Source organism: Mycolicibacterium lacusdiani (assembly GCF_021916785.1).
GTDB classification, from domain to species: Bacteria; Actinomycetota; Actinomycetes; order Mycobacteriales; family Mycobacteriaceae; genus Mycobacterium; species Mycobacterium lacusdiani.
The window spans coordinates 28,611-51,625 of the sequence record NZ_JAKCFC010000011.1 but is presented as its reverse complement, the minus strand read 5'-3'; the positions used below and the strand labels follow the sequence as shown (position 1 = coordinate 51,625).

The window sequence follows — 23,015 nt, the reverse complement described above, 5'->3', positions numbered from 1 at the left end:
GGGGTGAGGCTATATAACCTGCTTGTCGCCCATCACCGAATGGTTGCGATGAACCTGGTTGAGGAACAGGCCGATTGCCGTCGCCATGGGTCCCGTGCGCGCGCCGTCGGTCATGTCGAACCCGTGGCCTGCGCCAGGCAGCTCGACGTAGCTCACCACCGACCGCGACACCCGCTTGAGCTTCTCCACGAAGTCCCGCGCCTGCTTCACCGGTATGACCGTGTCGCCGGAGCCGTGCACCACCAGGAACGGCGGAGCGTCGGAGTGCACGCGGGCCAGCGGCGAGGCCTTGCGGAACACCTCGGGGTGCTTGTCGATCTTGCGGTTGACCACCACGCGCTCGAGGAAGTCGACGAAGCGTGCGCGCTCGACCGTCGAACGGTCCTCCCAGCAGTACCTGCCGTAGATGCCGATGACGGCGTCCACCGAGGTGTCGGAACCCTCGGGCAGGTCGGCCTGCATCTCGGGGTCGTTGGCGGTCAGGCCGGCCAGCGCGGCCAGGTGGCCACCGGCCGAGGTGCCGGAGATGGCCACGAAGTTGCGGTCGCCGCCGAACTTGTCGACGTTGGCCCGTGCCCACGCGATGGCGGTCTTCACGTCGGTGATGTGTTGCGGCCAGCGGTTGTTCGGTGCGACGCGGTAGTCGATGGACAGGCACACCCAGCCCATCTCGGCGAGGTGGGACATCAGCGCGTAGCCCTGCAGGATCCGGCTGCCGTGCACCCACGCTCCACCGGGCAGGAAGATCAGGACCGGGGCCGGCTGCGCCGGCAGCTCCTTCGGCCGCCACACGTCGAGTACCTGGCTCGGGTGGTCCCCGTAGCGGACCGAACTCCGGTACACGTTGCGGCGGTGCTCCAGCGCCTTCCACACCGGCGGGGTGCGGTCGGGCTCGGGCCATTCGGTGTCGAGTGCCTCGGTGTTGACCACGCCGCGCAGCGCAGCCTGGGCAACGGCGTTCGCCTGGTCCCGCTCCTCCTTCTTGGCCTCGCCGATGCCCGGGGTGAACCACGACTTCGCGGCGGCGGAGATGAACTCGGGCATGACCCGCACGCCCCAGATGCTCATGGCCGTCATGCCGCCGAGGGGTTCGAGATGCTTGCCAACGACCGGGAGCGACGTCGCGCCCACGCTCATGGCCAGCAGGTAGTCCGAGGGACCGGCCTCCATCAACCAGCGGAGGCGGGTCGTCATCGTCGGGCCTGGGTACCGGACATCCGGTCGCGCCGTCATTGCGCGACCATACCCCCGGTTAGCCGTCGGCAAACGACAACTTCGTCAACCTGTCTACCCATCGGCCGTTGACCTGCAACCTGTGAGTCAGATCACAGTCTGTGCGACCGCCCAACGATGGTTAAGTCGAGCCCGTGGGCACCTCAGCGCTAGCCATCACCGACGATCATCGCGACCTCGCCGACTCCGCATCGGGGCAGCTCAAACGCCTGGACAGTCGCTCCGTCGCGCGGGCCACGCTCGACGGCGGCTCCAAGCACCCCGAGCGGCTCTGGCAGGCGGCTGCCGAACTCGGCTGGCAGGGCCTGGCCCTATCCGAGGAATTCGGTGGCTCCGGCGTCACGCTCGCCGAGCTGGCGGTGGTGCTCGAGGTGCAGGGCCGCGAGTTGTGCCCCGGCCCGTTCCTCTCGAGCGTCGCCGCAGCGGTGGTGATCGACCGGTGCGCATCGGACGACGTTCGGGCGCAATTGCTTCCGGGCCTTGTGGACGGATCCACCGTCGCGGCGCTCGGCCTGTCCGGCACGTTGGTCGTCGGCACTGATTCCGCGGTGAGCGGCGAATGTCCGGCGGTGCTGGGTGCCCCCGACGCCGGGGTGTTCGTGCTGGTCGCCGGTGAGGACGTGGTGATCGTCGACAGCTCGGCCGACGGCGTCACGGTGACGCCGCTGGACGGGCTGGACACCACGCGCAGCATCGGGTCGGTGGAACTGCGTGACGTCGCGGTCGATGCGTCGCGCGTCCTGCGCGGATCCGCGGTTCGGGCCCGCACGGTGTTCCGCATCCTCGCCTCGGCGGAGGCGGTCGGGGTCAGCTGGGCCGCGCTGGACATGGCCGTCGACTACGCCAAGGTCCGCGAGCAGTTCGGGCGCACCATCGGCACGTTCCAGGCTGTCAAGCACCACGCTGCGAACATGCTGGTCAACGCCGAGCAGACCACGGCCGCGACGTGGGACGCCGCACGCGCCGACGACCTGGACGGTGCATGGTTCCCGGCAGCGGTCGCCGCAAGCCACGCCATCCGCACGCAGATCTTCAACGCGGAGTTGAACATTCAGCTGCATGGCGGCATCGGGTTCACCTGGGAGCACGACGCCCACCTGTATCTCCGCCGCGCCCGCACGCTGGCCGCGCTGATCGCCGACGCGGGCGACCCACTGCACGACGTGGTGGAGGCCCAGCGTCGCGGCCTGGCGCACGGCGCATCCTTCGCGCTTCCAGAGGAGGCCGAGGTGCACCGCGCCGCGGCTCGCGACGCCGTCACCACCGTTCGGTCGCTGCCCGCCGACCAGCAGCGCGACTTCCTCGTCGACTCCGGCTACCTGGTGCCGCACTGGCCCAAGCCGTGGGGGCGCGAGGCCGACGTGCTCGAGCAGTTGGTGATCGAGGAGGAGTTTGGGTCGGCGGGCAGGAGCGGAGCGACCGGGGAAGTGGAACCGGTCGTCCGGCCGGACATGGGGATCACGGGCTGGGTGACGCTCACGATCGCCCAGGCGGGCAACGACGACCAGCGCGAGCGCTGGGTGGAACCGGTCCTGCGCGGCGAGGTCATGTGGTGCCAGCTCTTCTCCGAGCCGGGCGCCGGCTCCGACGCCGCGGCGGTGCGGACGTCGGCGAAGCGGGTCGACGGCGGCTGGCGCATCACCGGACAGAAGGTGTGGACGAGCCTGGCCCACGAGTGCCAGTGGGGCCTGGCGACCGTCAGGACCGATCCGGATGCGCCCAAGCACGCGGGCGTCACGATGATGGCGATCGACATGAGCGCCGACGGCGTGACCGTCAACCCGTTGCGCGGCCTCACGGGCCACTCGCACTTCAACGAGGTGTTCTTCGACGACGTCTTCGTCCCCGACGGCGACGTCGTGGGCGACGTCAACCGGGGCTGGCTCGTCGCCCGCGCCACGCTGGGCAACGAGCGGATCTCGATCGGCGGAGGCTCGTCGGCGCCCACCGGCTTCACCGTCGACGACGCGGTCGAACTCCTCGACTGCGCGGCGCCCGACGTGGCAGCCGCCAACCTCCGTCGGGTGGGTGAGGCGATCGCCGACTCGCACACCCTGCGGCTGCTCAATCTGCGCCGCGTGACCAGGGCGATCGCCGGCGCCGAACCAGGTCCCGAGGGCAACGTCACGAAGCTCGTCCTCGCGGAGTGGTCGCAGCGTCTGACCGAACTCGGGATGGACCTCTCGGGCGTCGCCGCCGTCGTCGGCAAGACCCCGATGCTGACGGTCACCTACCTGGGGAACCGAGCGATGACCATCGCGGGCGGCACGTCGGAGATCACCCGGAACACGATTGCCGAGCGGATCCTCGGCCTGCCGCGGGACCCCTTGATCAAGTAACGATCACGAACCGACCCGAATACGATGCGGCGACCTCGGATAGCGCCCCACAGAGACGTATGCCAGGCTTCTCAATCGTGGCTGCCAAACGCCGCTGCGTCACCGCCCCGAGCGGTGACCGGCCACGAGCACGGTCGCGTGGTCGCCAGTGAAGGACTCAGACCTCCACACCGCGCTGGCCGCGCTCGAACGTCAGCGCGCCCTGTGCTCGGGCCCCCAGGCCGAGGCCTCGACCGCGTCCCCGTGCGCATCGGCGACCGCGCGCACCAACAAGCGCGCAGCACTCGGCCTGGTCCTGATGGCGCTGCTGGCCGGTGCCGTCTTCCAGCTCAGCTCGCCCGACTCGGCCGTGCGGAACCTCGCCGGCGGTGACACCCGCGCCGCGAAGGTCTTCGGCAACGCCGAGAGCGGCACGTGCCTGGGCTGGCCGCCCGACGAACCCGACAAGCCGTCGTTCGTGCAGTGCAGCAGCGACCACATGTTCGAGGTCGCCAAGTCCGTCGACATGGGAAACTTCGCCGAACCGTGCCAGCGGGCCGTCAGCGAGTATCTGGGGGCCAAGTACGACCCGAACAGCAAGTTCACGATCAGCGTGCTGTGGGCCGGCGACGCGGAGGCCCCGCCCGCCGACCGCAACCTGCTCTGCGGCCTGCAGCTGCTCGGCCCCGGCGCCAAGCCCGTTCCGTTCAAGGGGAGGGTGGCCGAACTCGACCAGTCCAAGGTGTGGCCGCCAGGGACCTGCCTCGGCGTCGACGAGGCGTCGAACCGGCCCACCGATGCACTGGTCGACTGCGCTGAGCCGCATGCCGCCGAGGTCGCCGGAGCCGTGAGCCTCGCCGGGCGCTTCCCGACCGCCTTCCCCGACGAGTCCGAGCAGGAGTCGTTCATCCGCGACGAGTGCACCCGCATCGCCGACGCCTACCTCCCGCCGGGCGGTCTCGCCGAGGCCGGCCTCACCGTCGACTTAATGCCGCTCGCCCGCTCGAGCTGGGATGCGGGTAGCCGTCAGGTGTCGTGCAACGTGACGCGGCCCGCCGGACCGGACTGGACGCCACTGACCGGTCGCGTCGGACGGCAGGAGGGCGACGTTCCGGCGCCTGCCGCTCCCCCGCCACCACCACCGCCGCCCCCGTCGGCCCCCGCGCCCGCGGCTGTCGAGGCGCCCCCGCCCGTGTACACCGAGCCGCTGGCTCCAGCGCCGGTCGCGGGCCCTGCGGAAACGATCGCGCCGCCGCCCGCCGAGACGACGCCACCGCCATCGCCGCCGGAGAGCGCGCCTGCGCCGCCGCCGCCCGCGGAGTCACCGACGCTGGGGCCCCCGCCCGGTCCGCCCGAGTCGGAGATCCCCCCGCCTGCACCCGAGCCGCCACCGGCCAACGTCCTCGAGATCCCCGGGCTGGCGCCAATCACGCTGCCAGGGCCCCCGCCTGCCCCGCCTGCGCCGCCTGCCTGACAGGGTCGCCTGCCTGACAGGGTTGCGCGCCTAACAGGGTCGAGCGCCGAATGGCTGCTTATGTCACGCATTTCGGCGTTTCGCGTGCCACAACTGGCCACTCGCCGGCCACCCCACCGTCGGGCCCACCCCACCCGCGAGCGTGCGCGAACTCGGGTTTTGACCCGGCGTGTCGCCCGCAGACACGCACGCTCGCCGGAGAAGTCCAGTCAGCGGATGGCGGCGCGGCCACGGATGCGGCCGAGGAGTACCAGCGCGAGCAGGGTCACCACCAGGAGCACCGACGTGCACGCTGCGGCCTGAAACGCTTGGCCGCGGTCGGTGAGCGCGAAGATGCTGACGGGCAGCGTCTTCCACGTCGCGGGGTAGACCATGACGGTGGCACCCAGCTCGCCCATCGACAGCGCGACCGCCAGCCCCGCCGCCGCACCGAGCGCGGGCAGCAGCAGCGGCAGGGTGATCCGGGTCAACACCCGCACTGGCCCTGCGCCAAGCGATTCCGCGGCCTGACGATAGGCCGGGTCGAGCCGGTCCAGCGCCGCCGACACCGCACTGAACGCGAACGCGAGCACCAGCACCGCGTGGGCCAGGATGACGATCCACCGCGTCCCGCCCAGCAGAAGGGGCTGCTCGTTGAACGCGATCAGCAGACCCAGTCCGATCGCCACCGAGGGGACCGCGATCGGCAGGTGGAACACCCCGTCGACCACCCGCGCCAGCCACGGCGGGCACTCCCGCGCGGCCAGCGCCGCCCACGTCCCCAGCACCAGGGCCACGCCGCCGGCGAGGAACGCGGTCTGCAGGCTCACCGACAGACTGGCCAGGCTCTCGCCGGTCAGCGCGTCGTCGAAGTGCTCGAACCCGAGGTCCGACGGGACCGCACCGGTCCAGGACCCCGCCAGACCGGCAGCCACCACGGTCGCCAGCGGCGCGACGAACACCACCGCGACGACGAGCCCGAACAACCCGATCAGGATCGCCCTACTTCGCCGGCTCCACAACAACATCCGCTTCACCCCTGCCCTTCATCAGGCGCGCGAACACCACGCGGTACAGCGTGTACAGGGCCAGCGAGAGCGCGATCTGCACGGTCGCGATCACCGCGGCGCCGGGCAGGTCGAACGTGACGATGCCCCTGGTGTAGATCAGCACCGGAAGCGTGATCACGCCCTTGGCGCCGGTGAACAAGACGATGCCGAACTCGTTGAGCGTCAATAGGAGAACGAGGCTGCCACCTGCGACCAGCGCCGGCCAGGCCTCCGGCAGCACCACCGTGCGCAAGACCCGCAGCGGCGACGCGCCGAGACTGGCCGCCACGTCGAGCTGGGCCCGCGGCAGCATCGAGAACGACGCCAGCAGCGGCCTGATGACGAACGGCGTGAAGAACGTGATCTCCGCGGCGATGACACCCGCGGGCGTGTAGAGGAAGTTCAGCATCGGCGACGAGCTGCCCGTCAGTCCGGCGATGGCCGCGTTCACCGCGCCCGCCGTGCCGTAGAGGAACGTGAACGCCAGCGTGATCAGGAACGACGGCAGCGCGAGCACCGTGTCGATCAGCCGACCGATGAGTCGCGAACCCGGAAATGGCACGAACGCCAGCACGATCGCGAGGAACGTGCCGAGGACGAGGCACCCCAGCGTGGACGTCACGGCGATCGCCACGGTCCGCCACAGTGCATCGCGGAACGCCTCCGAGCCGAGCACGCCGAGCCACGTCGACGCGCCGGTCTCACCCTCGGCGGTCAGGGATTCCAGAGCAACCCGGACCAGCGGGTAGACCACCGCGATCAGGACGATGAGCAGTGGCGGGACCGCCCACCACGCCGCCCACGACCGGGGTGCGCGGGCCCGCTCCGGTGCGTGCTCGGGTGCCTCGAGAGTCGCGGTCACGACGCGGCCGCCACCAGCACGCCGGCGGGCTCGGGGAACCGGACTCCCACCTCGCTGCCGATCTCGTAGTGCGCATTGCCCGGCACGTCGACGTCCAGCAGCTGGTCGGGCATCGCGCCCACCGACAGCACCAGCCGGGTACTGGCACCTCGCCACACCACGGCGTTCACGTTGGCGCGCAGCGCGTCCCGGTCACCGAGCGACACGATACGCAGGGCGTGCGGTCGGACGCACAGCAGTGCCTTGGAACCCGGCGCCCAGTCGGTGCGGCCCACCGTCGGCTGAGGCGCCTCGGTGTTGACGGTCTTGTGCGCGAACGTGACCGGCGCCGAGGTCCCGATCACACGGCCCACCGTGCAGGGGATGAGGTTGGCACCACCGAGGAAGGCCGCAGTGAAACTCGTCGGTGGTCGCCGCCAGAGGTTCTCGGCGGTGTCGACGTCCATCAGGCGGGCGTCGTTCATGACCACGATGCGATCGGCGAGGGCGAGCGCCTCGGCCTGGTCGTGCGTCACGTAGAGCATCGCGGTGTCGGGCAGCGCCTCCTTGAGCCGCTGCAATTCGGCCAGCATCGACTGCCGCAGTTGGGCATCGAGTGCTGCCAGCGGTTCGTCGAGCAGCAGTACCTTGGGTCGGATCGCCAGCGCGCGGGCGATGGCCACGCGCTGCTGCTGCCCGCCGGAGAGTTCCCGCGGCAGGCGGCGCCCGTAGTCGGAAATGCCCACCATCTCCAGCGCCTCGGCTACGCGCCCCGCGACCTCGGTCCGCGGAACGCGTTGCGACTTGAGGCCGAAGGCCACGTTGTCGGCTACGCGCATGTGCGGAAACAGCGCGTAGGACTGCAGCACCACGCCGATTCCCCGGCGGGCGGGCGGCAGGTCGGTGACGTCGCGTCCACCCAGACGGACCGTGCCCGACGTCGGCCGTACGAACCCGGCGAGCGCGTTGAGAGCGGTCGACTTGCCCGACCCGCTGGGGCCCAGCAGGGCGACCGTCTCGCCCGCTGCGACGCGCAGGTTGAAGTCGACGAGCGCGTCGGTCGCCTTCCTGCCACGTCCGTACCGCACCCCGACCCTGTCGAAGGTGATTGCAGCACTGGCGGAGTCCTGCGCCGCGCGCGTTGCCACCGCGTCGCGCGTGCCCGTGCGGCCGACGCCGATGTCGGTCATGTCAGCTACCGGTGGCCTTCTGGTAGGCGGCCAGATCGGCGTCGAGGTCGGCGAGCACGGTGTTCCAGTTCGGCACCCACACGTCGACGCCCTCGAGGACGCCTGCCGGGGTGTTCGGCTCGGCCGACTGCTGCGCTGCATCGACGAGCGACGTCAGCACGGGGATGCCCAACGCCTCGGGCGCCACGGTCTTCTGCACGTCCTCGGAGATCAGGAACGCGAGCAGCTTCTTGGCCGCGTCGGCGTGCGGCGCACCCTTGGTCACACCCGCGACGTACGGCAGCGAGACGGTCGTCTGCTTGCCGTCGGCGGTGGCGGGGATGAAGACGTCGAACTTCGACCCGTCGTCCTTGATGGAGCCCAGGTTCATCTGCACGTCACCGTTGGCGACGAGCAGTTCGCCGTTGCTGACCTTCGGCTGCAGCTTGCCGGTGGACGACGACGGTCCGACGTTGTTGGCCTGCAGGCGGGCCAGGTAATCCAGTGCGCCGGGCTTGCCCATCAGGTGCTGCAGCAGGATCAGCACGGCGGTGCCGTCGCCGGCCTGCCCGGGCGTGGAGTACTGCAGCTTGCCCTTGAATTCGGGCGCGAGCAGGTCGTCCCACGTGCGGGGCTGCGGGTCGGCACCCGGGTTGGCGATGAAGCTCAGCGCGTTGTTGACGATGGGCACGTAGCTGGCGTCGGGTCCCACCTGGTCGCTCGGGATGCCCGATGCGTCGACTCCGCTGGGCTGCAACAGTTCCGACTCGGCTGCCCGCTGGATGAACGGGGGCAGCGTGACGAGCAGGTCCGCCTGGGGGTTCGACTGCTCCTTCTCCACGCGCGACACCACCTCACCCGAGCCTGCCTCGACGAGGTTGACGTTGATGCCGGTCTCCTCGGTGAACATCTCGAACTGCCCCTCGTACCAGGTGGCGAGTCCGTCGGCGCTGTAGACGGTCAGCGTCTCGCCGGCCCCTGAGCCGGACGAGCCGGTGCCGCCACACGCGGTCAGCGCGACGGCGACCAGGGTCGCCGACATCGCGGCGATGCCGGTGCGCAGTAGTGGTCTCTTCATGGTCAGCCCTTCACGGTGCGGTTGGTGGTGAGGATGAGATCGGCGAAATCGCCGACGTTGGTGACGACGTGGGTCGCACCGGCCGAGCGCAGGTGCTCCTCGTCGTGGGCGCCGGTGAGCGTGCCTGCGGCGATGACACATCCGGCCCGCAGCGCGCTGTCCACGTCGCTGGTGGTGTCGCCGAGCGCGGCGACGTCGCCGACCGCGTCGATGCCGAGCCGCATCAGCGCGGTCAGGATCAGGTCGGGGTAGGGCCTGCCTCGCACGCCGTCACCGGGTGCGAGCGCGAGGTCGGCGATGGTCTGCCAGCTGAGGGCGGCCAGCAGCTTCTCCTGCGTCGCGCCGCTGAACCCGGTCGTCAGCGCCACCTTGACACCGCCGTCGCGTAGCCGCGTGATGGCCGCGGCCGCACCGTCGATGGGTCGCGCATGGCCCTGGTCGATCGCTGCGGCGTAGGCGCTCTCGAATGCGGCGTTGGCCTGCTGCGCACGGTCCTCGTCACCGAGCAGTGCCCGGAATACGGTGATCTTCGACTGCCCCATGGTGTCGAGCACGTACTGCCGGGCATGCTCTCGCTCGCCGCCGTGCTCCGGGAGTCCCACCGCCGTGGCGGCCGCCTCGAACGACCGGACGACCAGGCCGTCGTCGGCGACCGTCGTGCCCGCCATGTCGAGGACGGCAAGTCGAATCAGATTGTCGGACATCGTGTCTCCTCTACAGTTCCAGCAGATCGGCGGTCGTCTCGGCGATGACCGGGCCGAGGGTCATGCCACGGCCGCCGGGCCCGGTGATCACCCATACGCCGTCGTCGGCGCGGTGCCTGCACGCCAGCAGGCCGGGGTCGACGCACTGGCTGTAGACGCCTGCCCAGCGCCGCCGGACCGGGGGGAGCGGGCGCCCGAGGAACTGCTCGACGAGGTCGGTCAGGTAGGCATACGGCGCTTCGTCGACGTCGAACGCGAACGGCTCGTCGTACTCGTGCGTGTCGCCGATGGTCAGCCCGCCGTGCAGGCGCTGCACGCAAAGCAACTGCATGCGGTGGGCGGCGGCGACGGGGTCCTGCGGTTCGTCGTCGCGCAGTGCGTCGAGTGCCCTGCCCGCGAAACCCGGGTAGTACCTGAAACTGTCGCCGTCGGCGATCGCGGTGGTGAGCGGTTCGTCGAGCGGATCGGTCTGCATCATCTGCAGGCGCACCCGGCGTACGGGCAGCTTGCCGGCGACGTCGCGGGTGAGACCGCCGTGAGCGGCGCCGGGACACAGGAGCACCACGTCGGCCTCGTGTCTGCGGCCGCGGTCGTCGCGCACCGTGCGACCGGTCACGTCCATGGCCTCGGTGCCGGGCAACCACTGGTACCTGCCCGTGCCGGCCAGGTGGTCGCGGATGGCGGGCATCGCCTGACGGGACTCGACCGCGGCGTCGAACGAACAGTGCAGTGCAGCAACGAACTTGCCACGCAGAGCGGGGTTGAGCGCGCGGGCCCGGTCGGTGTCGACCACCGTGAACCCGCGAGCCGCGGCATCCGGTCGGGCCGCCACCTCCTCGGCGACCGCGACTTCGCGCGGCGTGCGCAGCAGCGTGAGGGATCCGGCGGGCCGAAAGCCCACCCCGGGAATGTCGGCGCCGATCCGCTCCCACAACTCCCGGGAACGGAGGGACGCGTCGAGTTCGGTCGAGGACCGCCCGGACACCCAGACGAGCCCGAAGTTGCGGACGGTCGCGCCGCGGGCCTCGGTCTCGCGGTCGAGATGGGTGACCTCGTGGCCGCGCCGAACGGCCTCCAGGGCATGGGCGGTTCCGAGGATCCCGCCGCCGATGATGGTCACACGCATGGGAAGAGACCTTTCTGGTCGATCACGTCGCCGAACGGAAGGTGCGGTGGTGGCAGCGCGAACAGCAGGTTAACAATTGGTATAGACCAATTGGGGTTACACTTGGGCCATGCGTCCGCTGGAGGAGACCGAGGCCGTACTGCGCTCACTGCGCGGAGTGTGGGACGAGGAAGCCGTCGACGAACTCGACCACGCGCTGCAGGCCGCGGCGTGCGCGATGGCCGACGGCGCCGACGACGAATTGGTCCTCGCCGCCGCCCTGCACGACGTCGCACACAGCCCGCTGCTCGGCGCCTCGTCCGCACACGACGAGGAGGCACGGCGGTGGCTCCGCCCCCGATTCGGCGACCGGGTCGCGTGGCTCGCAGGCGCCCACGTCGCCGCCAAGCAGTACCTGGTCGCCACCGAACCCGGTTACGCCACAGACCTTTCCGAGACGTCGGTGCGCTCGCTCGCAGCGCAGGGCGGCGCCCACGTCGATGAAGCCTTCACCGGTCACGAGTGGTGGCCCGACGCCGTGCGGCTGCGTCGCTACGACGACGCGGCGAAGGACCCCGAGTCGTCGGGCGCCACCATCGACGACGTGCTGACGGTGGCCCGCCGCGTGCTGCAGAGTTCGGGCGCGGAGCGAGCCGACCGGTGAGCAAGCCCTACCTCATCCGCACCTCTCTGGAGGAACTGCTCGGCGACCTGGTCGAGGGCGATCCGTTCCCTCCGGAGCGTGAACTGGCGGCGCGGTTCGGGGTCGCCCGCGAAACCGTGCGCCAGGCGCTGCACGAGTTGCTCGTCGAGGGCCGCATCGAACGTCGCGGTCGCGGCACGGTGGTGGCGAAGTCCAAGCTGACGCAACCGCTTTCGCTGCGGTCGTACACCGAGGGCGCGCTGCGCATGGGCCGCAAGCCCGGGCGCATCCTGGTCACCTGGGACGACGTTGCCGCGCCTGCCGATCTCGCGGCAGCCCTCGGTGTCGCCGACGGCGAACCCGTCATGCGACTGGATCGCATCCTGCTCGCCGACGGGCAGCGCATCGGCCTGGAGAACACTCACCTACCCATGCACCGCTTCGGTGGGTTCCGGGAGACGTTCGACCCGACGACGTCGCTCTACGCTGCGATCCGGGCGACCGGCGTCGAGTTCGGTTCCGCCACCGAACGCATCGAGACGGTGCTGGCGTCACCGCGCGAGGCGGGGCTGCTGGAGTCGACGACCGCGATGCCCATGCTCCGGCTGCACCGCCGTTCGCTCGACACCGACGGCACCCCCATCGAGGTCGTGCACGCGCTGTACCGGGGCGATCGCGTGGCGTTCGAGGCAACTCTCACCGATGGCGACTGAGCGCACGAGATCGGCAGTAGGGTCGGCACGTGCCCGCCTTCCATCCCGAACTGGAGCGCGCTGCCCGGTTCATGCCCCGAACCCTCATCACGCCACGCTCCCTGCGATACCTCCGCATGGCCATGCCGCTGATGGACCGCCGTGTACCCGGTGACGTCGAGAAGCTGACCCTGACCTCCGGGGTCGGCGTCCGGCTGCATCGCCCACCGGGCGTCACGGCGCCCGGCCCAGCGTTGCTATGGATCCACGGCGGCGGCTACGTCATCGGCAGCGCCGCGCAGGACGACGTCACCTGCCGCCGGTTCGCGCAGGAGCTGGGCATCACCGTCGCGGCCGTCGACTACCGACTGGCACCCGAATTCCCATATCCCGCACCGCTCGACGACTGCTACGAGGCGCTCGCGTGGCTCGCGGGCCTTCCCGCGGTCGACGCGACCCGGGTCGCGATCGGCGGTGCCAGCGCGGGCGGAGGTCTCGCGGCGGCGCTGGCGCTGCTGGTCCGCGACCGCGGTGAGATCGACCTCGCGGCGCAGGTTCTCGTCTACCCCATGATCGACGATCGCTCCGCGACCCAGGAGGGCCTCGACAGCCCGCATCACCGGATGTGGACCCAGACGTCGAACGCGTACGGCTGGTCGGCCTACCTCGGCGGCGCCGACCCGAACGTCGCGGTGCCCGCCCGCCGCGACGATCTCGCGGGCCTACCGCCGGCCTGGGTCGGCGTCGGCACGTGCGACCTGTTCCACGACGAGGACCTGGTCTACGCCGAGCGCCTCCGCGCGGCGGGCGTCCCGTGCGACGTCGAGGTGGTCGAAGGCGCCTTCCACGGCTTCGACGGCGTGGCACCCAAGGCCGAGGTCACCAGACACTTCGTCGAAGGCCAGGTCGAGTTCCTGCGCCGGACGTTCAGGCAGACGCAACCGGCCTCTGCCTGAAGCCGTCGCCGCCAGAACGGCGTCCACGATCGCCGACTTCGCGGGCCCGTCCTCGGTGTGCACGACGGCTGCCAGCTTCGTGAGCCTGCCTTCCTCGCCGTTGCGGTACTTGCCGGTGAGGAGCCCGCCGCTGGGTTTATTTCACGACACCCAGACGGGCGCGCTATCGACTGGACACGACCGAGCCCGCCACCACGGTGGCGACGACCATGTCCGACGCCAGCTCGGCCAGCACCTCGTCCGGCGCCGCCGTCAGCACACACAGGTCACCCGGCTGTCCCGGCGCGACGGTGCGGCGCTGCGTGGGTTGCTCGGGCTCGCCGTGGAACAGCTCGAGCGCAGTTCTGGCCGAAACCGCCTCGCCCGGCCCGAGCGGCGCCCCGGACGCCGTCGTCCGGCGTACCGCCGCCCGCATCGCCGCCCACGGGTCGGCGTCGCCGAACGGCATGTCGGTGGACAGCACGACGGGCACGTCGGCGGCGAGCAGGGAACCCAGCCGCCACAGCTGATCGTGGTCGTCGACCGGGACGTCGACCAGGTATTGGTCACCGCGTTCGCACACGAAGTTCGGCTGGGTCGCGACGACGACGCCGAGGTCGGCGAGGTCGGCCAGGCAGTCGTGCGGCACCATCGCGGCATGCTCGATGCGGTCCCCTGGCACCGTGCCCGCGGCGCGCAGGGCGGCGATCGTCACGACCAGTTGAGCGGCGGTCACGCAGTGCACGGCGAGGTGCCCACCCTGCCGGTGCCTCGCCTCGATCCACTCGGTCAGCTCCGCGAGGTCGAGCCCGTCGTCGTGCAGGATGCGCTTGCCGGGTGCCAGGCAGTGCACGTGCTGCAGGAGGTCGCCGTGGCGACGCGCCTCCGCGAACGCCACCACGTCGTCGACACCCAGGTCCGGGGTCGCGTCGGTGACGCCCGTGACGCCGTAGGACGCGAGCCTGCGGCTCACCCGAGACAGGCCGCCCGCCACGCCGACCTCGCGGCGCTGCAAACCGCCGGACCAGCCGCGGTCGTTGCTGCGCAGCCTGCCGTCGGGGTGTTCCGGCAGACCGACGTGGGCCAGGCCCGCCGAGTTGAGCGTCCACAGCACCCCGCTGCGGTGCTGCACGCGCACCGGTACCGGCGGCGCCAGCGCGTCGAGGCCGTCGCGATCGAGCGGCCCGGCCACTGCTTCGTGGTAGCCGATCGCCCGGATCCAGCCGTCCTCCCCGATGGGCGCAGCGCCGAGGGCCCGGCGCAGGTCGTCGGGGCCGAGCACTTCGTGCGGGCCGACGCGCACCGACGTCAGCGCCGCTGCCGCGGAGTACAGGTGCACGTGGTGGTCGTGCAGCCCTGGCACGACGGTGCCGTGTGCGGCGTCGAGCACGTCCTCGCCACGGCGCGGTTCCAGGCGCTCACCGAGCTCGACGACGAGCTGTTCCACCCGGACGTCGCAGGACGTCCCGTCGATCGTCCGGGCACGCTGAATCAGCATGGGGCGAGCCTTCTCTCGTCGATGAGGCGGTCGACGCGGGCGCGGTCGCCGTCGAGTTCGGACGCTGGGGTCGTCGTGCCCGGCGGGGCGGGTGGAGCCGCCTCGGCCAGGGTGGGCGCGACCGTCTGCGGCAACGCCGCGTAGGTCGCGGCGACCTCGGACATCGCGACGTGCACGGTCTCACCACCGCCGCGACGCAGCGACCTGACGACCTCCAACGCGGCGTGCAGTCCGGTCAGCGGGTCGGCGATGGCGTCGGCACAGAACACCGGGCCGCCTGCGCACCGACCCACCAAACCCCCTGCGACTGCGGCGTCGTCGCCGAACGCGACCCTGCCGGTGTCGGCGTACCCGGTGATGGACAGCCACACCCGGCCGTCACGGGCGGCGACGTCGCCGGGACCGAGACCGCGCCTGCGCAAGGCCGCCGGCCGCGACGACTCGATCACGACGTCGGCGATGGCAAGCAGCTCGCGTAACCGACCCGGGTCGTCGAAATCAGCTGCGTAGCTGAGCTTTCCGCCGTTCATCCAGTCGAAGAACGGGCGTGGTCCGCCGCGGCTGCCGTCCAGCCGGCCTGGGCTCTCCACCTTGACGACGGTGGCGCCGGCGCGCAACAGCAGCCGCCCGCACGACGGGCCCGCCCACATCGACGACAGATCCACGACGGCGAGCCCGGCCGCCGTGCGTGGCGCGCTCCGCGGTCCTGCCTGGCGCACCGTCGGCGGGTGGGCCACCGCTTCACCGAGCGCAGCGGCGGGCAGGTCGAGCAGCCGGGCGCGCTCCACGACGTCGGCAACGTCCCGGGTGGACGACCAGTCCCGCACCGCGCGCCACGGTTCGACGACGGCATCGGCCTCCACCAGTGCGGGCACGGTGTCGACGTCGTCGGGCCGCGACAGCGTCAAGGCCCACCAGCCGTCCGCCGTCGGCAAGATGCGGGACGCACCGCCCGCCGACGTCCGACCGCGCCGGGCGAAGCCCAGAAGCGCGGCCCGGCCCGCGAGTTCCTCGGCGGCGTCGACCCGCACGCCGGTGAGGATCTCGAACTCGGCCGCCACCGCGCGCGCCGCGGCCAGCACCGCTGCCCGCGAGTAGTCCGGTGGCCCGGCGGGGTCGCCGGTCAGATACGCAAGGCCGCTGGCACCCCAGTCGTCGGCCAGTGCGTCCACCCGGCCATTGTCCATGCGGCTAGAACCGGAGGGCGGTGAATCTCCAGTCCAGCACCTGACGGTCCTGCCCGCCCGCTTCGGTCGCCGCGGCGTACACCAGCGAGCGCAGGCTCAGCACGCCACCGCGACCGCCAGGCAGTGATCGCGCGTCCTCGACGTGGATCTCGCTGTAGAGGGTGTCGCCTTCGTACACCGGCCCGGTGTGGTCGCACGACTGCCACCCGAGCACCGTGACGAGGTCGGGTAGCGCGCGGGTCACCTGCGCGAGCGCCACCCCGATCGTGTGCCCACCGTAGACCATGCGTTGGCCGTTGATGCGCGAATCATGATGTATGGCAGCGAGGTTGAGGGTCAGTCGGGCGAGTTCCGGTGCACTGCTGACCACGTCGGCCGTGCCGGTCAGCACCGAACCGGCCAGTGCCGGGTCGAAGCCGGCGCCGGGTACGCGGGTGCGGTACGCCTCGACGTCCCAGCCGGCCGTGGGGTCGGGCGGCGCCGGGGTGTCCGCGCCGATGGCCGACAGGTCGTCGGCGTGGCCGGTGTCACCGGCGCCGTCACTCAGCGGCAGCATCGCGCACCGGTGGAAGTCGAGCACCAGCCGGTCGGCCTGGTCGATGGTCGTCATCCGCAGCGCGGCCATGCCGGTCGGCGCGCGGCCCGGCTTGGCCGAGTTCTGCCGCAGCCCAACGACTTCGGTGCGGGTGTACAAGGTATCGCCGATCACCGGGAAGCGATGGAATCCCAAGCCGCGGTAGAACAGGTTCGCCTTCACCCGCTGCGTCGCAAGCGTGGACTGACCGATCGCGACGTCGGTCACGTACACGGGGTGCGCGAGCACGCCCGGCGCGCCCGTCACCGCGTGCGTCAGGGTCGCGTCAAGCGGCAGGCGGAGTCGGTCGCCGATGATCGACTGGTGGACGGCCGCGGCTCCCGAGGTGAGCGTCACGGCGGGCGCGGCGTCGAACACGTCGCCGACCCGAAGGTCGTCGAAGTACGGGCCACCCGATATTTGGCCGGACAAAGTCACAGCGAACCATGCTGGCAGTGCATTGATCGGCGTGTCAATATGGTTGTCGATATGGCCGTACCTTTGCGCACCCACGAACTGGACGACGACGAGGCGATGCTGGTCGAGACGGTCCGCGCCTTCGTCGACCGCGACGTCAAGCCGACCGTGCGCGACGTCGAACACGCCAACGCCTACCCCGAGGCGTGGATCGAGCAGATGAAGCAGCTCGGCATCTACGGCCTCGCCGTGCCGGAGGACTTCGGTGGCACGCCGGTGTCGACGCGGTGCTACGCGCTGGTCACCCAGGAACTCGCCCGCGGCTGGATGAGCCTCGCGGGCGCGATGGGCGGGCACACCGTCGTCGCGAAGCTGATCGACCTGTTCGGCACCGAGGAGCAGAAGCAGCGTTATCTGCCGTCGATGGCGACCGGCGAGCTGCGCGCGACGATGGCGCTGACCGAACCGGGCGGCGGATCGGACCTGCAGGCCATGACCACGATCGCGCGGCCCGACGGCTCCGACCTGGTGATCAACGGCGCCAAGACCTGGATCTCGAACGCGCGCCGGTCCGGTCTGATCGCGCTGCTCTGCAAGACCGACCCCACCGCCTCGCCCAAGCACCGGGGCATCTCGATCGTCCTGGCCGAGCATGGAGAGGCCGCCCCGGGTCTCGACCTCCGGTCGAGCGCCGGCCTGACCGTCTCGCGTGACCTGCCCAAGCTTGGCTACAAGGGCGTCGAGTCCTGCGAGCTGTCGTTCGACGACTACCGGGTGCCGGCATCGGCGGTGCTGGGCGGCGAACCGGGACGTGGGTTCTCGCAGATGATGAAGGGCCTCGAGACCGGGCGCATTCAGGTGGCGGCGCGCGCGCTCGGCGTGGCCACCGCGGCGCTGGAGGACGCACTCGCGTACGCACAGGATCGGGAGAGCTTCGGCCAGCCGATCTGGAAGCACCAGGCCGTCGGGCACTATCTCGCCGACATGGCCACCAAGCTCACCGCCGCCCGCCAACTGGTCTTCCACGCCGCCGATCGCTACGACAGCGGGGAGCGCGCCGACATGGAGGCGGGCATGGCCAAGCTGTTCGCCTCGGAGACCGCGATGGAGATCGCGCTCAACGCCGTGCGCATCCACGGCGGCTATGGCTACTCCACCGAGTACGACGTCGAGCGGTACTTCCGCGACGCACCGCTGATGATCGTCGGCGAAGGCACCAACGAGATCCAGCGCAACGTGATCGCCGCACAGCTGGTGGCGCGCGGCGGCCTGTGACCGTGAGACCGCCCCCGGCGTATCAGGCGCTGCGGCAACGGCTTCGGGACGAGATTGCCTCGGGCGCCTACCGGAATGGCGCCCGGCTGCCAACGGAGTCCGAACTCGTCGAGCGGTTCGGGCTGTCCCGCCAGACCGTGCGACGGGCGTTTCAGGACCTGGTGTCCGAGGGCGAGGTGTACCGCGTGCCGGGCCGGGGCACGTTCGCGAACGAACGCTATCTCCGTCAGCTCGGCTCGATCGAGGACCTGATGAGCCTGTCCGACGACACCACGATGGAGGTGACCTCGGGATTGCGGCGGCAGGTGGACGTCGAGGCCGCCAGTCGGCTCCGCCTCGACGACGACGTCGTGTTCGCGGTGTCCTTCCGGCGGCTGCACTCTCGTGTGCCCTTCGGCGTCACGCGGGTGTCGCTGCCCGAGGCGGTGGCGCGGCCGGTGCTCGACGCCGCCGAGACCCAGACTGGCGCCGTGAGCACCACGACGATCATCGGCCTCATCGAACCGCACCTGGCCGAGCCGATCGCCGAAGCGGCGCAATCGATCACCGTGGGCGCGGCCGATCCGGAGGTGGCCGAGGCCGTCGGCTGCCCGATGGGTCACCCGATGCTGCGCGTCGACCGGCTATACTCCGATTCGTCCGGCGCGCCGGTCGAGCTGGCCGTCAGCCACTTCCTGCCCGAGCAGTACACCTACCGCGTGACCCTGCGCCGCTCGCGCTGACTGCGATTCGTGGAACATCTCCCGCGCTCACCGCAGGTAATACTCCACAGATCACGCGGTTGAGGTGCCCGTCCAGTACTCGACGATGCGCTCACCGTCGAGGCGCAGGATGTCGTTGCCGGTGAAGCGCGTCTGGCCGGTCTCGAGCCGTCCGACGCCGGTCCAGCGGCCCACGAGGAAGTCACCGTCGCGCAGGGGACCCAGTTCGATCTGGAAGGTCAACTCGTCGAACATCTCTCGGGTCGTCTGCACGACCGCCGCCAACTCGTCGCGACCGAGTACGTCCCGGTCGGGCCAGTGCCCTACGAAGTCGTCGGCGACCAGGTCGTCTGATACCCGACCGTCGGACCACACCTCGTCGATCCAGCGCTGGAACACGTCGGCGCTCTGGGACATGGGAGTTCTCCTCTCCGTTTCTCGATTCTCGTTTAGATCAGGAAGCAGTAGACGCCGACGGCCGCGCAGATGACTAGCATGCCGGTGGCGTTGAGGAACAGGTTGCGGCCGAAGTCCCGCGCCCGCACGTGCGCCGCGATCGCACACAGGAAGTAGACCACGAGCGCCGCGCAGGTGATTGCCCCGAGGTATGGGATCCACAGCCCCACAACGAGTCCGGCGGATGCTGCGAACTTGATCGGGGGCATCAGCCACCACAGTCGTCGCGGCCATCCGACGCCCTCGAAGCACTGCGCGATGAATGCAGCGGGCTTGAGGCACATCAGCGCGTCGACGAACTGCACCACGGCCAACGCGATGATCGGCCACTGTGGATCTGGCAGCGATGTCACGGCCGGCTTCCTTCCGTCCAAATCAAACCATACGGTACGGTATGCTTAGCACGACGCAACCGTCAAGGTCGACCGGGACGACGCGTCAGTCCCGAGCTTCGGGCACCAGCGTCAGCAGCGTCTCGTACACCCGCCGGAGTTCGTCGGCACCGACGGGCGGGACGGCGACCGCTGCGCCGATCGCCACCAGGTACGGCAGGAGGGCCGCCGTCCTGGCCTCCTCCGGCGTCTGCGAATACGGCTGCCACACCCGCTGCAGTGCCGCGAGCCGGGACCTGTCGATCCTGGCCTGCACCGCACGGACGTCGGGATCCCACGTCGCCCAGGCGCGCACTGCGAGTTCCAGTTCGGGCCAATAGACTTCGTGACGATCGGGTGCCACCATCCGGGTCAGCTTGCTCAGCACCATGCGGATGTCACCCGGCGCCTCGACCTCGCCGATCACGCGTTCCAGCGCCTCCACCGAGATGTTCTCGAAGTAGTCGAGCAGGTCCCGCTTGAAGCCGTCGGCGCCGTCGAAGTGGTGGTGGAACGACCCCTTCGACAGCTTGAGCTTGGCGGCGATCCGGTCGATGCGCACGGCGGTCGGCCCCTCGGCAGCCAGCACCTTCAGCCCGGCGTCCAGCCACCGGGCGCGCGAGTCCGTGCGATTGACCATGGGCTTGACCATACCGAACCGTATGGCGCGATTCGTGGAGCATTTCCCGCGCTCACCGCAGGTGATACTCCACAAATCACTCGGTGACGCTGTCGACCAGTCCCCACTGAAGCGCTGTCGCCGCATCGATCGTCGCGCCCGAGAGCACCAGGTAGGCGGTACGCCATCTTCCGATGCGACGGGTGACGCTCACCGTGCCGCCTGCACCGGGGAGCAGACCGAGCGCGAGTTCCGGCAGCCCGAACACCGCACCGGCGCGTGCCGTGACGTGACCACAGAACGCAGCCATCTCCAGGCCACTGCCCAACACCTGGCCGTGCACCTCGGCGCGGCAGGCAGGCCCGAGGCGGGCCGTGATGGCCTCGAGCGCCAGCGCCGGGCTGTGCCGCGTGCGGGCCAGATGCGCCGACGCCGGATCGGCGAAGCTACCGAACTCGGCGAGGTCGCCACCGCTGCAGAACGACGACCCGTTGCCTGCCAGTACCAGTTCGCCGACCGACGGATCGACGCGCGCCACCTCCAACGCCTCGAGCAGTGCGGCCCGAGCGGGTGTCGAAAAGGCGTTGTGCCGCTTGGGTCGGTTGAACCGCACGTACAGGGTGTCGTCGACGCGTTCGGCCACGACGGGGTCGGGTTCTGAGTGCAGGTGCGCCGGGCCGCGTTCGGCGAGCCAACGTGCGAACTCCGGCCCGCCCTGCAGCGTCGAGTACGCCAGCGACTCGGTGATCACACCGGGGTACGCGGGTGCGGTCACGTCGACCGAGCGGAGGACGTCGTCGCACACCGCCGCCGCGTGCGGCCAGCGCGCGACGCGTCCGCCGATGCGGTCGACCGCCTCGTTCATCGACGCGACGGTGACGACCCGCCGGTCGTCGGTCGGCGCCTCAGTCACCGTGAACGTCGCGCTCTCGGCGGAGTCTGCGCCGACGAGACCGTCACCGGAGACGCGGAGGTGCTTCACGAGTACTTCTTGACCAACTCCTGCTTGTACAGCTTGCCGGTGTCGGTGCGGGGCAGCTGTGCCTCGAACGAGATGGATCGCGGACACTTGTAGTGCGCCAAGCGATCCCGCAGCCAGCCCAGGAGTTCCTCGGCGAACGCGTCGGTGGCGTCGGCCTGGTCGACGGTCTGCACGACGCCCTTGACCCGCTGGCCCATCTCCTCGTCGGGAACGCCGAACACCGCGGCATCCATCACCTTCGGATGGGTGACGAGCATGTTCTCCGCTTCCTGCGGGTAGATGTTCACGCCGCCGGAGATGATCATGTGGTGCCTGCGGTCGGTGAGGTAGAGGTAGCCCTCCTCGTCGACGTAACCGATGTCGCCCACCGTCTTCCAGCCGCGCGAGTCCCTCGACGACGCCGTCTTGTCGGGATCGTTGAGGTACTCGAAGTCGAACCCGCCCTCGAAGAAGATCTCGCCGGGCTGCCCTGGCGGCAACTCCTCGCCGTTCTCGTCGAGGATGTGAACGGGACCTGCCATGGACCGACCGACCGACCCGGGATGGGTCAGCCACTCCTCCGCGGTGATCAGCGTGGAGCCGTGCGCCTCCGAGGACGCGTAGTACTCGTCGACGATCGGGCCCCACCAGTCGATCATCTGCTTCTTGATCTCCACCGGGCACGGCGCCGCGGCATGCATGACCCGCTCGAGGCTCGAGACGTCGTACGACTCCCGCACGGACTGCGGCAGTTTCAGCATGCGCGTGAACATGACCGGGACGAACTGGCCGTGGGTGACCCGGTAGCGCTGGATCGCGTCGAGGGCGCCCTCGGCGTCGAACTTCTCGAGCACCACCGTCGTGATGCCCCCGGCCTGCACCTGCATCGACCACACCGACGGGGCGGTGTGATAGAGCGGCGCGGGGCTCAGGTAGACCGCCTCGGGGTGCATCCAGAACCCGATGAGCGCGGCCATCAGGCCGGGTGACTCCGACGGCGGTACGTGCGGCAGTTCGCGCTTGATGCCCTTGGGCCGGCCCGTGGTTCCGGACGAGTACTGCAGCAGATCGCCCTCGATCTCGTCGGCGATCGGCGTATCGGGGTGGCCGGCGACGGCCTCCGGGTAGCGCTGCCAGCCGTTGAGGTCGCCATCGGCGATCAGCAGCAGGTCGGGTAGCCCGTCGATGAGGTGTTCGCCGAGTTCGGCGAGGGTCGCGACCAGCGCCACCGAGCCGACGATCGCCTTCGCATTGCTGTTGCCGACGATGTAGGCCGCCTCGGCCGCGGTCAGGTGCGTGTTGATCGGCACGTAGTACAGCCCGGACCGGCGCGCCGCCCACATGACGGCGTGCATGTGCTCGTTGTTCTCGAGGAGGATCGCGACCGCATCGCCTTCGACGAGACCGGCCTGGCGGAAGTGGTGGGCCAGCCGATTGGCGCGTGCCTCCAGCTCGCCGAACGTCACGACCGTTCCGGACGGGTGCATGACGATGGCTGGCTTGTCCGGAGTGGCCAGGGCGGTATCGCGGATCTGCATGGGCTGACTTTACGACGGCCCTTCGCGCAGCTGAACCCCGAGGCCCGAAAAACTTGACAGGCGTCAAGACTGAGCGGTCGGCGGAGGTCGCTCAGCACGGGTGAGGCCCGCTACAGCAATGTCATACGGACTTGCGCTGCACGCTATTGGCGTAAGTTTATGCACTGTAAACGTGGTTATATTCCGTCCATGGGTTGT

At 70.3% G+C, this 23,015-nt stretch carries 22 protein-coding genes; 7 read left to right on the top strand and 15 right to left on the bottom strand.

Annotated elements, in window-relative coordinates; all coding sequences use genetic code 11:
* Positions 1-9: 9 nt before the first annotated feature.
* Positions 10-1,233: an alpha/beta hydrolase gene (locus tag LOK44_RS25360; protein WP_237572859.1), complete on the bottom strand. Its 1,224-nt coding sequence runs from the start codon at positions 1,231-1,233 to the stop codon at positions 10-12.
* Positions 1,234-1,367: 134 nt separating this feature from the next.
* Between LOK44_RS25360 and LOK44_RS25355 the strand changes: the two genes are divergently transcribed.
* A complete protein-coding gene (locus tag LOK44_RS25355) occupies positions 1,368-3,572 on the top strand; it encodes an acyl-CoA dehydrogenase family protein (RefSeq protein WP_237572858.1) in 2,205 nt (734 codons plus the stop codon).
* 148 nt (positions 3,573-3,720) lie between these two features.
* Positions 3,721-5,025 (top strand): septum formation family protein, encoded by a 1,305-nt coding sequence (locus LOK44_RS25350; protein WP_237572857.1) that lies wholly within the window; start codon positions 3,721-3,723, stop codon positions 5,023-5,025.
* A 209-nt stretch (positions 5,026-5,234) separates the two neighbouring features.
* Here the strand turns inward: LOK44_RS25350 and LOK44_RS25345 are convergent, their stop codons facing one another.
* From LOK44_RS25345 to LOK44_RS25320, 6 genes are read right to left on the bottom strand one after another with little or no spacing between them, the layout of a single operon-like run.
* A complete protein-coding gene (locus LOK44_RS25345) occupies positions 5,235-6,032 on the bottom strand; it encodes an ABC transporter permease (protein WP_237572856.1) in 798 nt (265 codons plus the stop codon).
* Positions 6,007-6,915, bottom strand: a complete 909-nt coding sequence (locus LOK44_RS25340) for a 2-aminoethylphosphonate ABC transporter permease subunit (protein ID WP_237572855.1) — start codon at positions 6,913-6,915, stop codon at positions 6,007-6,009. The genes LOK44_RS25345 and LOK44_RS25340 overlap by 26 nt, the downstream gene beginning before the upstream one ends.
* Complete coding sequence (locus tag LOK44_RS25335) at positions 6,912-8,084, bottom strand: ABC transporter ATP-binding protein (RefSeq protein ID WP_237572854.1); 1,173 nt, start codon at positions 8,082-8,084, stop codon at positions 6,912-6,914. The genes LOK44_RS25340 and LOK44_RS25335 overlap by 4 nt, the downstream gene beginning before the upstream one ends.
* Position 8,085: 1 nt before the next feature.
* Positions 8,086-9,141, bottom strand: a complete 1,056-nt coding sequence (locus LOK44_RS25330; RefSeq protein WP_237572853.1) for a 2-aminoethylphosphonate ABC transporter substrate-binding protein — start codon at positions 9,139-9,141, stop codon at positions 8,086-8,088.
* A 2-nt stretch (positions 9,142-9,143) separates the two neighbouring features.
* Positions 9,144-9,845 (bottom strand): phosphonatase-like hydrolase, encoded by a 702-nt coding sequence (locus tag LOK44_RS25325; RefSeq protein ID WP_237572852.1) that lies wholly within the window; start codon positions 9,843-9,845, stop codon positions 9,144-9,146.
* A gap of 10 nt (positions 9,846-9,855) precedes the next feature.
* Positions 9,856-10,971: a TIGR03364 family FAD-dependent oxidoreductase gene (locus LOK44_RS25320; RefSeq protein WP_237572851.1), complete on the bottom strand. Its 1,116-nt coding sequence runs from the start codon at positions 10,969-10,971 to the stop codon at positions 9,856-9,858.
* 109 nt (positions 10,972-11,080) lie between these two features.
* On the opposite strand from LOK44_RS25320, the gene LOK44_RS25315 reads away from it, so the two are divergent.
* The 3 genes from LOK44_RS25315 to LOK44_RS25305 all read left to right on the top strand — a co-directional run bounded on the left by LOK44_RS25315 (position 11,081) and on the right by LOK44_RS25305 (position 13,241).
* Positions 11,081-11,614 carry an HD family phosphohydrolase gene (locus LOK44_RS25315; RefSeq protein WP_237572850.1) on the top strand — a complete coding sequence of 178 codons (534 nt, stop codon included), beginning with the start codon at positions 11,081-11,083 and terminating at the stop codon, positions 11,612-11,614.
* A complete protein-coding gene (locus LOK44_RS25310; protein ID WP_237572849.1) occupies positions 11,611-12,306 on the top strand; it encodes a GntR family transcriptional regulator in 696 nt (231 codons plus the stop codon). The genes LOK44_RS25315 and LOK44_RS25310 overlap by 4 nt, the downstream gene beginning before the upstream one ends.
* A 71-nt stretch (positions 12,307-12,377) precedes the next feature.
* Positions 12,378-13,241, top strand: coding sequence for an alpha/beta hydrolase (locus LOK44_RS25305; RefSeq protein WP_237573000.1), 864 nt, complete (start codon positions 12,378-12,380; stop codon positions 13,239-13,241).
* 163 nt (positions 13,242-13,404) lie between these two features.
* Here the strand turns inward: LOK44_RS25305 and LOK44_RS25300 are convergent, their stop codons facing one another.
* From LOK44_RS25300 to LOK44_RS25290, 3 genes are read right to left on the bottom strand one after another with little or no spacing between them, the layout of a single operon-like run.
* Entirely contained in the window at positions 13,405-14,718 is a 1,314-nt protein-coding gene (locus tag LOK44_RS25300) for an amidohydrolase family protein (RefSeq protein WP_237572848.1), read from the bottom strand.
* Positions 14,712-15,890 carry a CoA transferase gene (locus tag LOK44_RS25295; protein WP_372481321.1) on the bottom strand — a complete coding sequence of 393 codons (1,179 nt, stop codon included), beginning with the start codon at positions 15,888-15,890 and terminating at the stop codon, positions 14,712-14,714. The genes LOK44_RS25300 and LOK44_RS25295 overlap by 7 nt, the downstream gene beginning before the upstream one ends.
* A 19-nt stretch (positions 15,891-15,909) precedes the next feature.
* Positions 15,910-16,917: a MaoC family dehydratase gene (locus LOK44_RS25290; protein ID WP_372481320.1), complete on the bottom strand. Its 1,008-nt coding sequence runs from the start codon at positions 16,915-16,917 to the stop codon at positions 15,910-15,912.
* Between the two features lie 51 nt (positions 16,918-16,968).
* On the opposite strand from LOK44_RS25290, the gene LOK44_RS25285 reads away from it, so the two are divergent.
* Entirely contained in the window at positions 16,969-18,171 is a 1,203-nt protein-coding gene (locus tag LOK44_RS25285; protein WP_237572846.1) for an acyl-CoA dehydrogenase family protein, read from the top strand.
* A gap of 2 nt (positions 18,172-18,173) precedes the next feature.
* On the top strand, positions 18,174-18,893 hold the full coding sequence (locus tag LOK44_RS25280; RefSeq protein WP_237572845.1) for a GntR family transcriptional regulator: 720 nt from the start codon (positions 18,174-18,176) through the stop codon (positions 18,891-18,893).
* A gap of 51 nt (positions 18,894-18,944) precedes the next feature.
* Here the strand turns inward: LOK44_RS25280 and LOK44_RS25275 are convergent, their stop codons facing one another.
* The 5 genes from LOK44_RS25275 to fadD4 all read right to left on the bottom strand — a co-directional run bounded on the left by LOK44_RS25275 (position 18,945) and on the right by fadD4 (position 22,817).
* Positions 18,945-19,289 carry an ester cyclase gene (locus tag LOK44_RS25275; protein WP_237572844.1) on the bottom strand — a complete coding sequence of 115 codons (345 nt, stop codon included), beginning with the start codon at positions 19,287-19,289 and terminating at the stop codon, positions 18,945-18,947.
* A gap of 32 nt (positions 19,290-19,321) precedes the next feature.
* Positions 19,322-19,681 carry a DoxX family protein gene (locus LOK44_RS25270; protein WP_237572843.1) on the bottom strand — a complete coding sequence of 120 codons (360 nt, stop codon included), beginning with the start codon at positions 19,679-19,681 and terminating at the stop codon, positions 19,322-19,324.
* 85 nt (positions 19,682-19,766) lie between these two features.
* A complete protein-coding gene (locus tag LOK44_RS25265) occupies positions 19,767-20,339 on the bottom strand; it encodes a TetR/AcrR family transcriptional regulator (protein ID WP_237572842.1) in 573 nt (190 codons plus the stop codon).
* A 76-nt stretch (positions 20,340-20,415) separates the two neighbouring features.
* The gene (locus LOK44_RS25260; RefSeq protein ID WP_237572841.1) at positions 20,416-21,300 is read right to left on the bottom strand and encodes an enoyl-CoA hydratase/isomerase family protein; all 885 of its coding nucleotides are present in this window, start codon (positions 21,298-21,300) and stop codon (positions 20,416-20,418) included.
* Positions 21,297-22,817: a fatty-acid--CoA ligase FadD4 gene (gene fadD4 / locus LOK44_RS25255; protein WP_237572840.1), complete on the bottom strand. Its 1,521-nt coding sequence runs from the start codon at positions 22,815-22,817 to the stop codon at positions 21,297-21,299. The genes LOK44_RS25260 and fadD4 overlap by 4 nt, the downstream gene beginning before the upstream one ends.
* Positions 22,818-23,015 lie beyond the last annotated feature (198 nt).

Coding starts and splice junctions, on each gene's coding strand:
- LOK44_RS25360 (WP_237572859.1), bottom strand. CDS start 1,233: ATGACGGCGCGACCGGATGTCCGGTACCCAGGCCCGACGATGACGACC.
- LOK44_RS25345 (WP_237572856.1), bottom strand. CDS start 6,032: ATGTTGTTGTGGAGCCGGCGAAGTAGGGCGATCCTGATCGGGTTGTTC.
- LOK44_RS25335 (WP_237572854.1), bottom strand. CDS start 8,084: ATGACCGACATCGGCGTCGGCCGCACGGGCACGCGCGACGCGGTGGCA.
- LOK44_RS25330 (WP_237572853.1), bottom strand. CDS start 9,141: ATGAAGAGACCACTACTGCGCACCGGCATCGCCGCGATGTCGGCGACC.
- LOK44_RS25325 (WP_237572852.1), bottom strand. CDS start 9,845: ATGTCCGACAATCTGATTCGACTTGCCGTCCTCGACATGGCGGGCACG.
- LOK44_RS25320 (WP_237572851.1), bottom strand. CDS start 10,971: ATGCGTGTGACCATCATCGGCGGCGGGATCCTCGGAACCGCCCATGCC.
- LOK44_RS25315 (WP_237572850.1), top strand. CDS start 11,081: ATGCGTCCGCTGGAGGAGACCGAGGCCGTACTGCGCTCACTGCGCGGA.
- LOK44_RS25305 (WP_237573000.1), top strand. CDS start 12,378: ATGCCCCGAACCCTCATCACGCCACGCTCCCTGCGATACCTCCGCATG.
- LOK44_RS25300 (WP_237572848.1), bottom strand. CDS start 14,718: ATGCTGATTCAGCGTGCCCGGACGATCGACGGGACGTCCTGCGACGTC.
- LOK44_RS25285 (WP_237572846.1), top strand. CDS start 16,969: ATGGCCGTACCTTTGCGCACCCACGAACTGGACGACGACGAGGCGATG.
- LOK44_RS25275 (WP_237572844.1), bottom strand. CDS start 19,289: ATGTCCCAGAGCGCCGACGTGTTCCAGCGCTGGATCGACGAGGTGTGG.
- LOK44_RS25265 (WP_237572842.1), bottom strand. CDS start 20,339: ATGGTCAATCGCACGGACTCGCGCGCCCGGTGGCTGGACGCCGGGCTG.
- fadD4 (WP_237572840.1), bottom strand. CDS start 22,817: ATGCAGATCCGCGATACCGCCCTGGCCACTCCGGACAAGCCAGCCATC.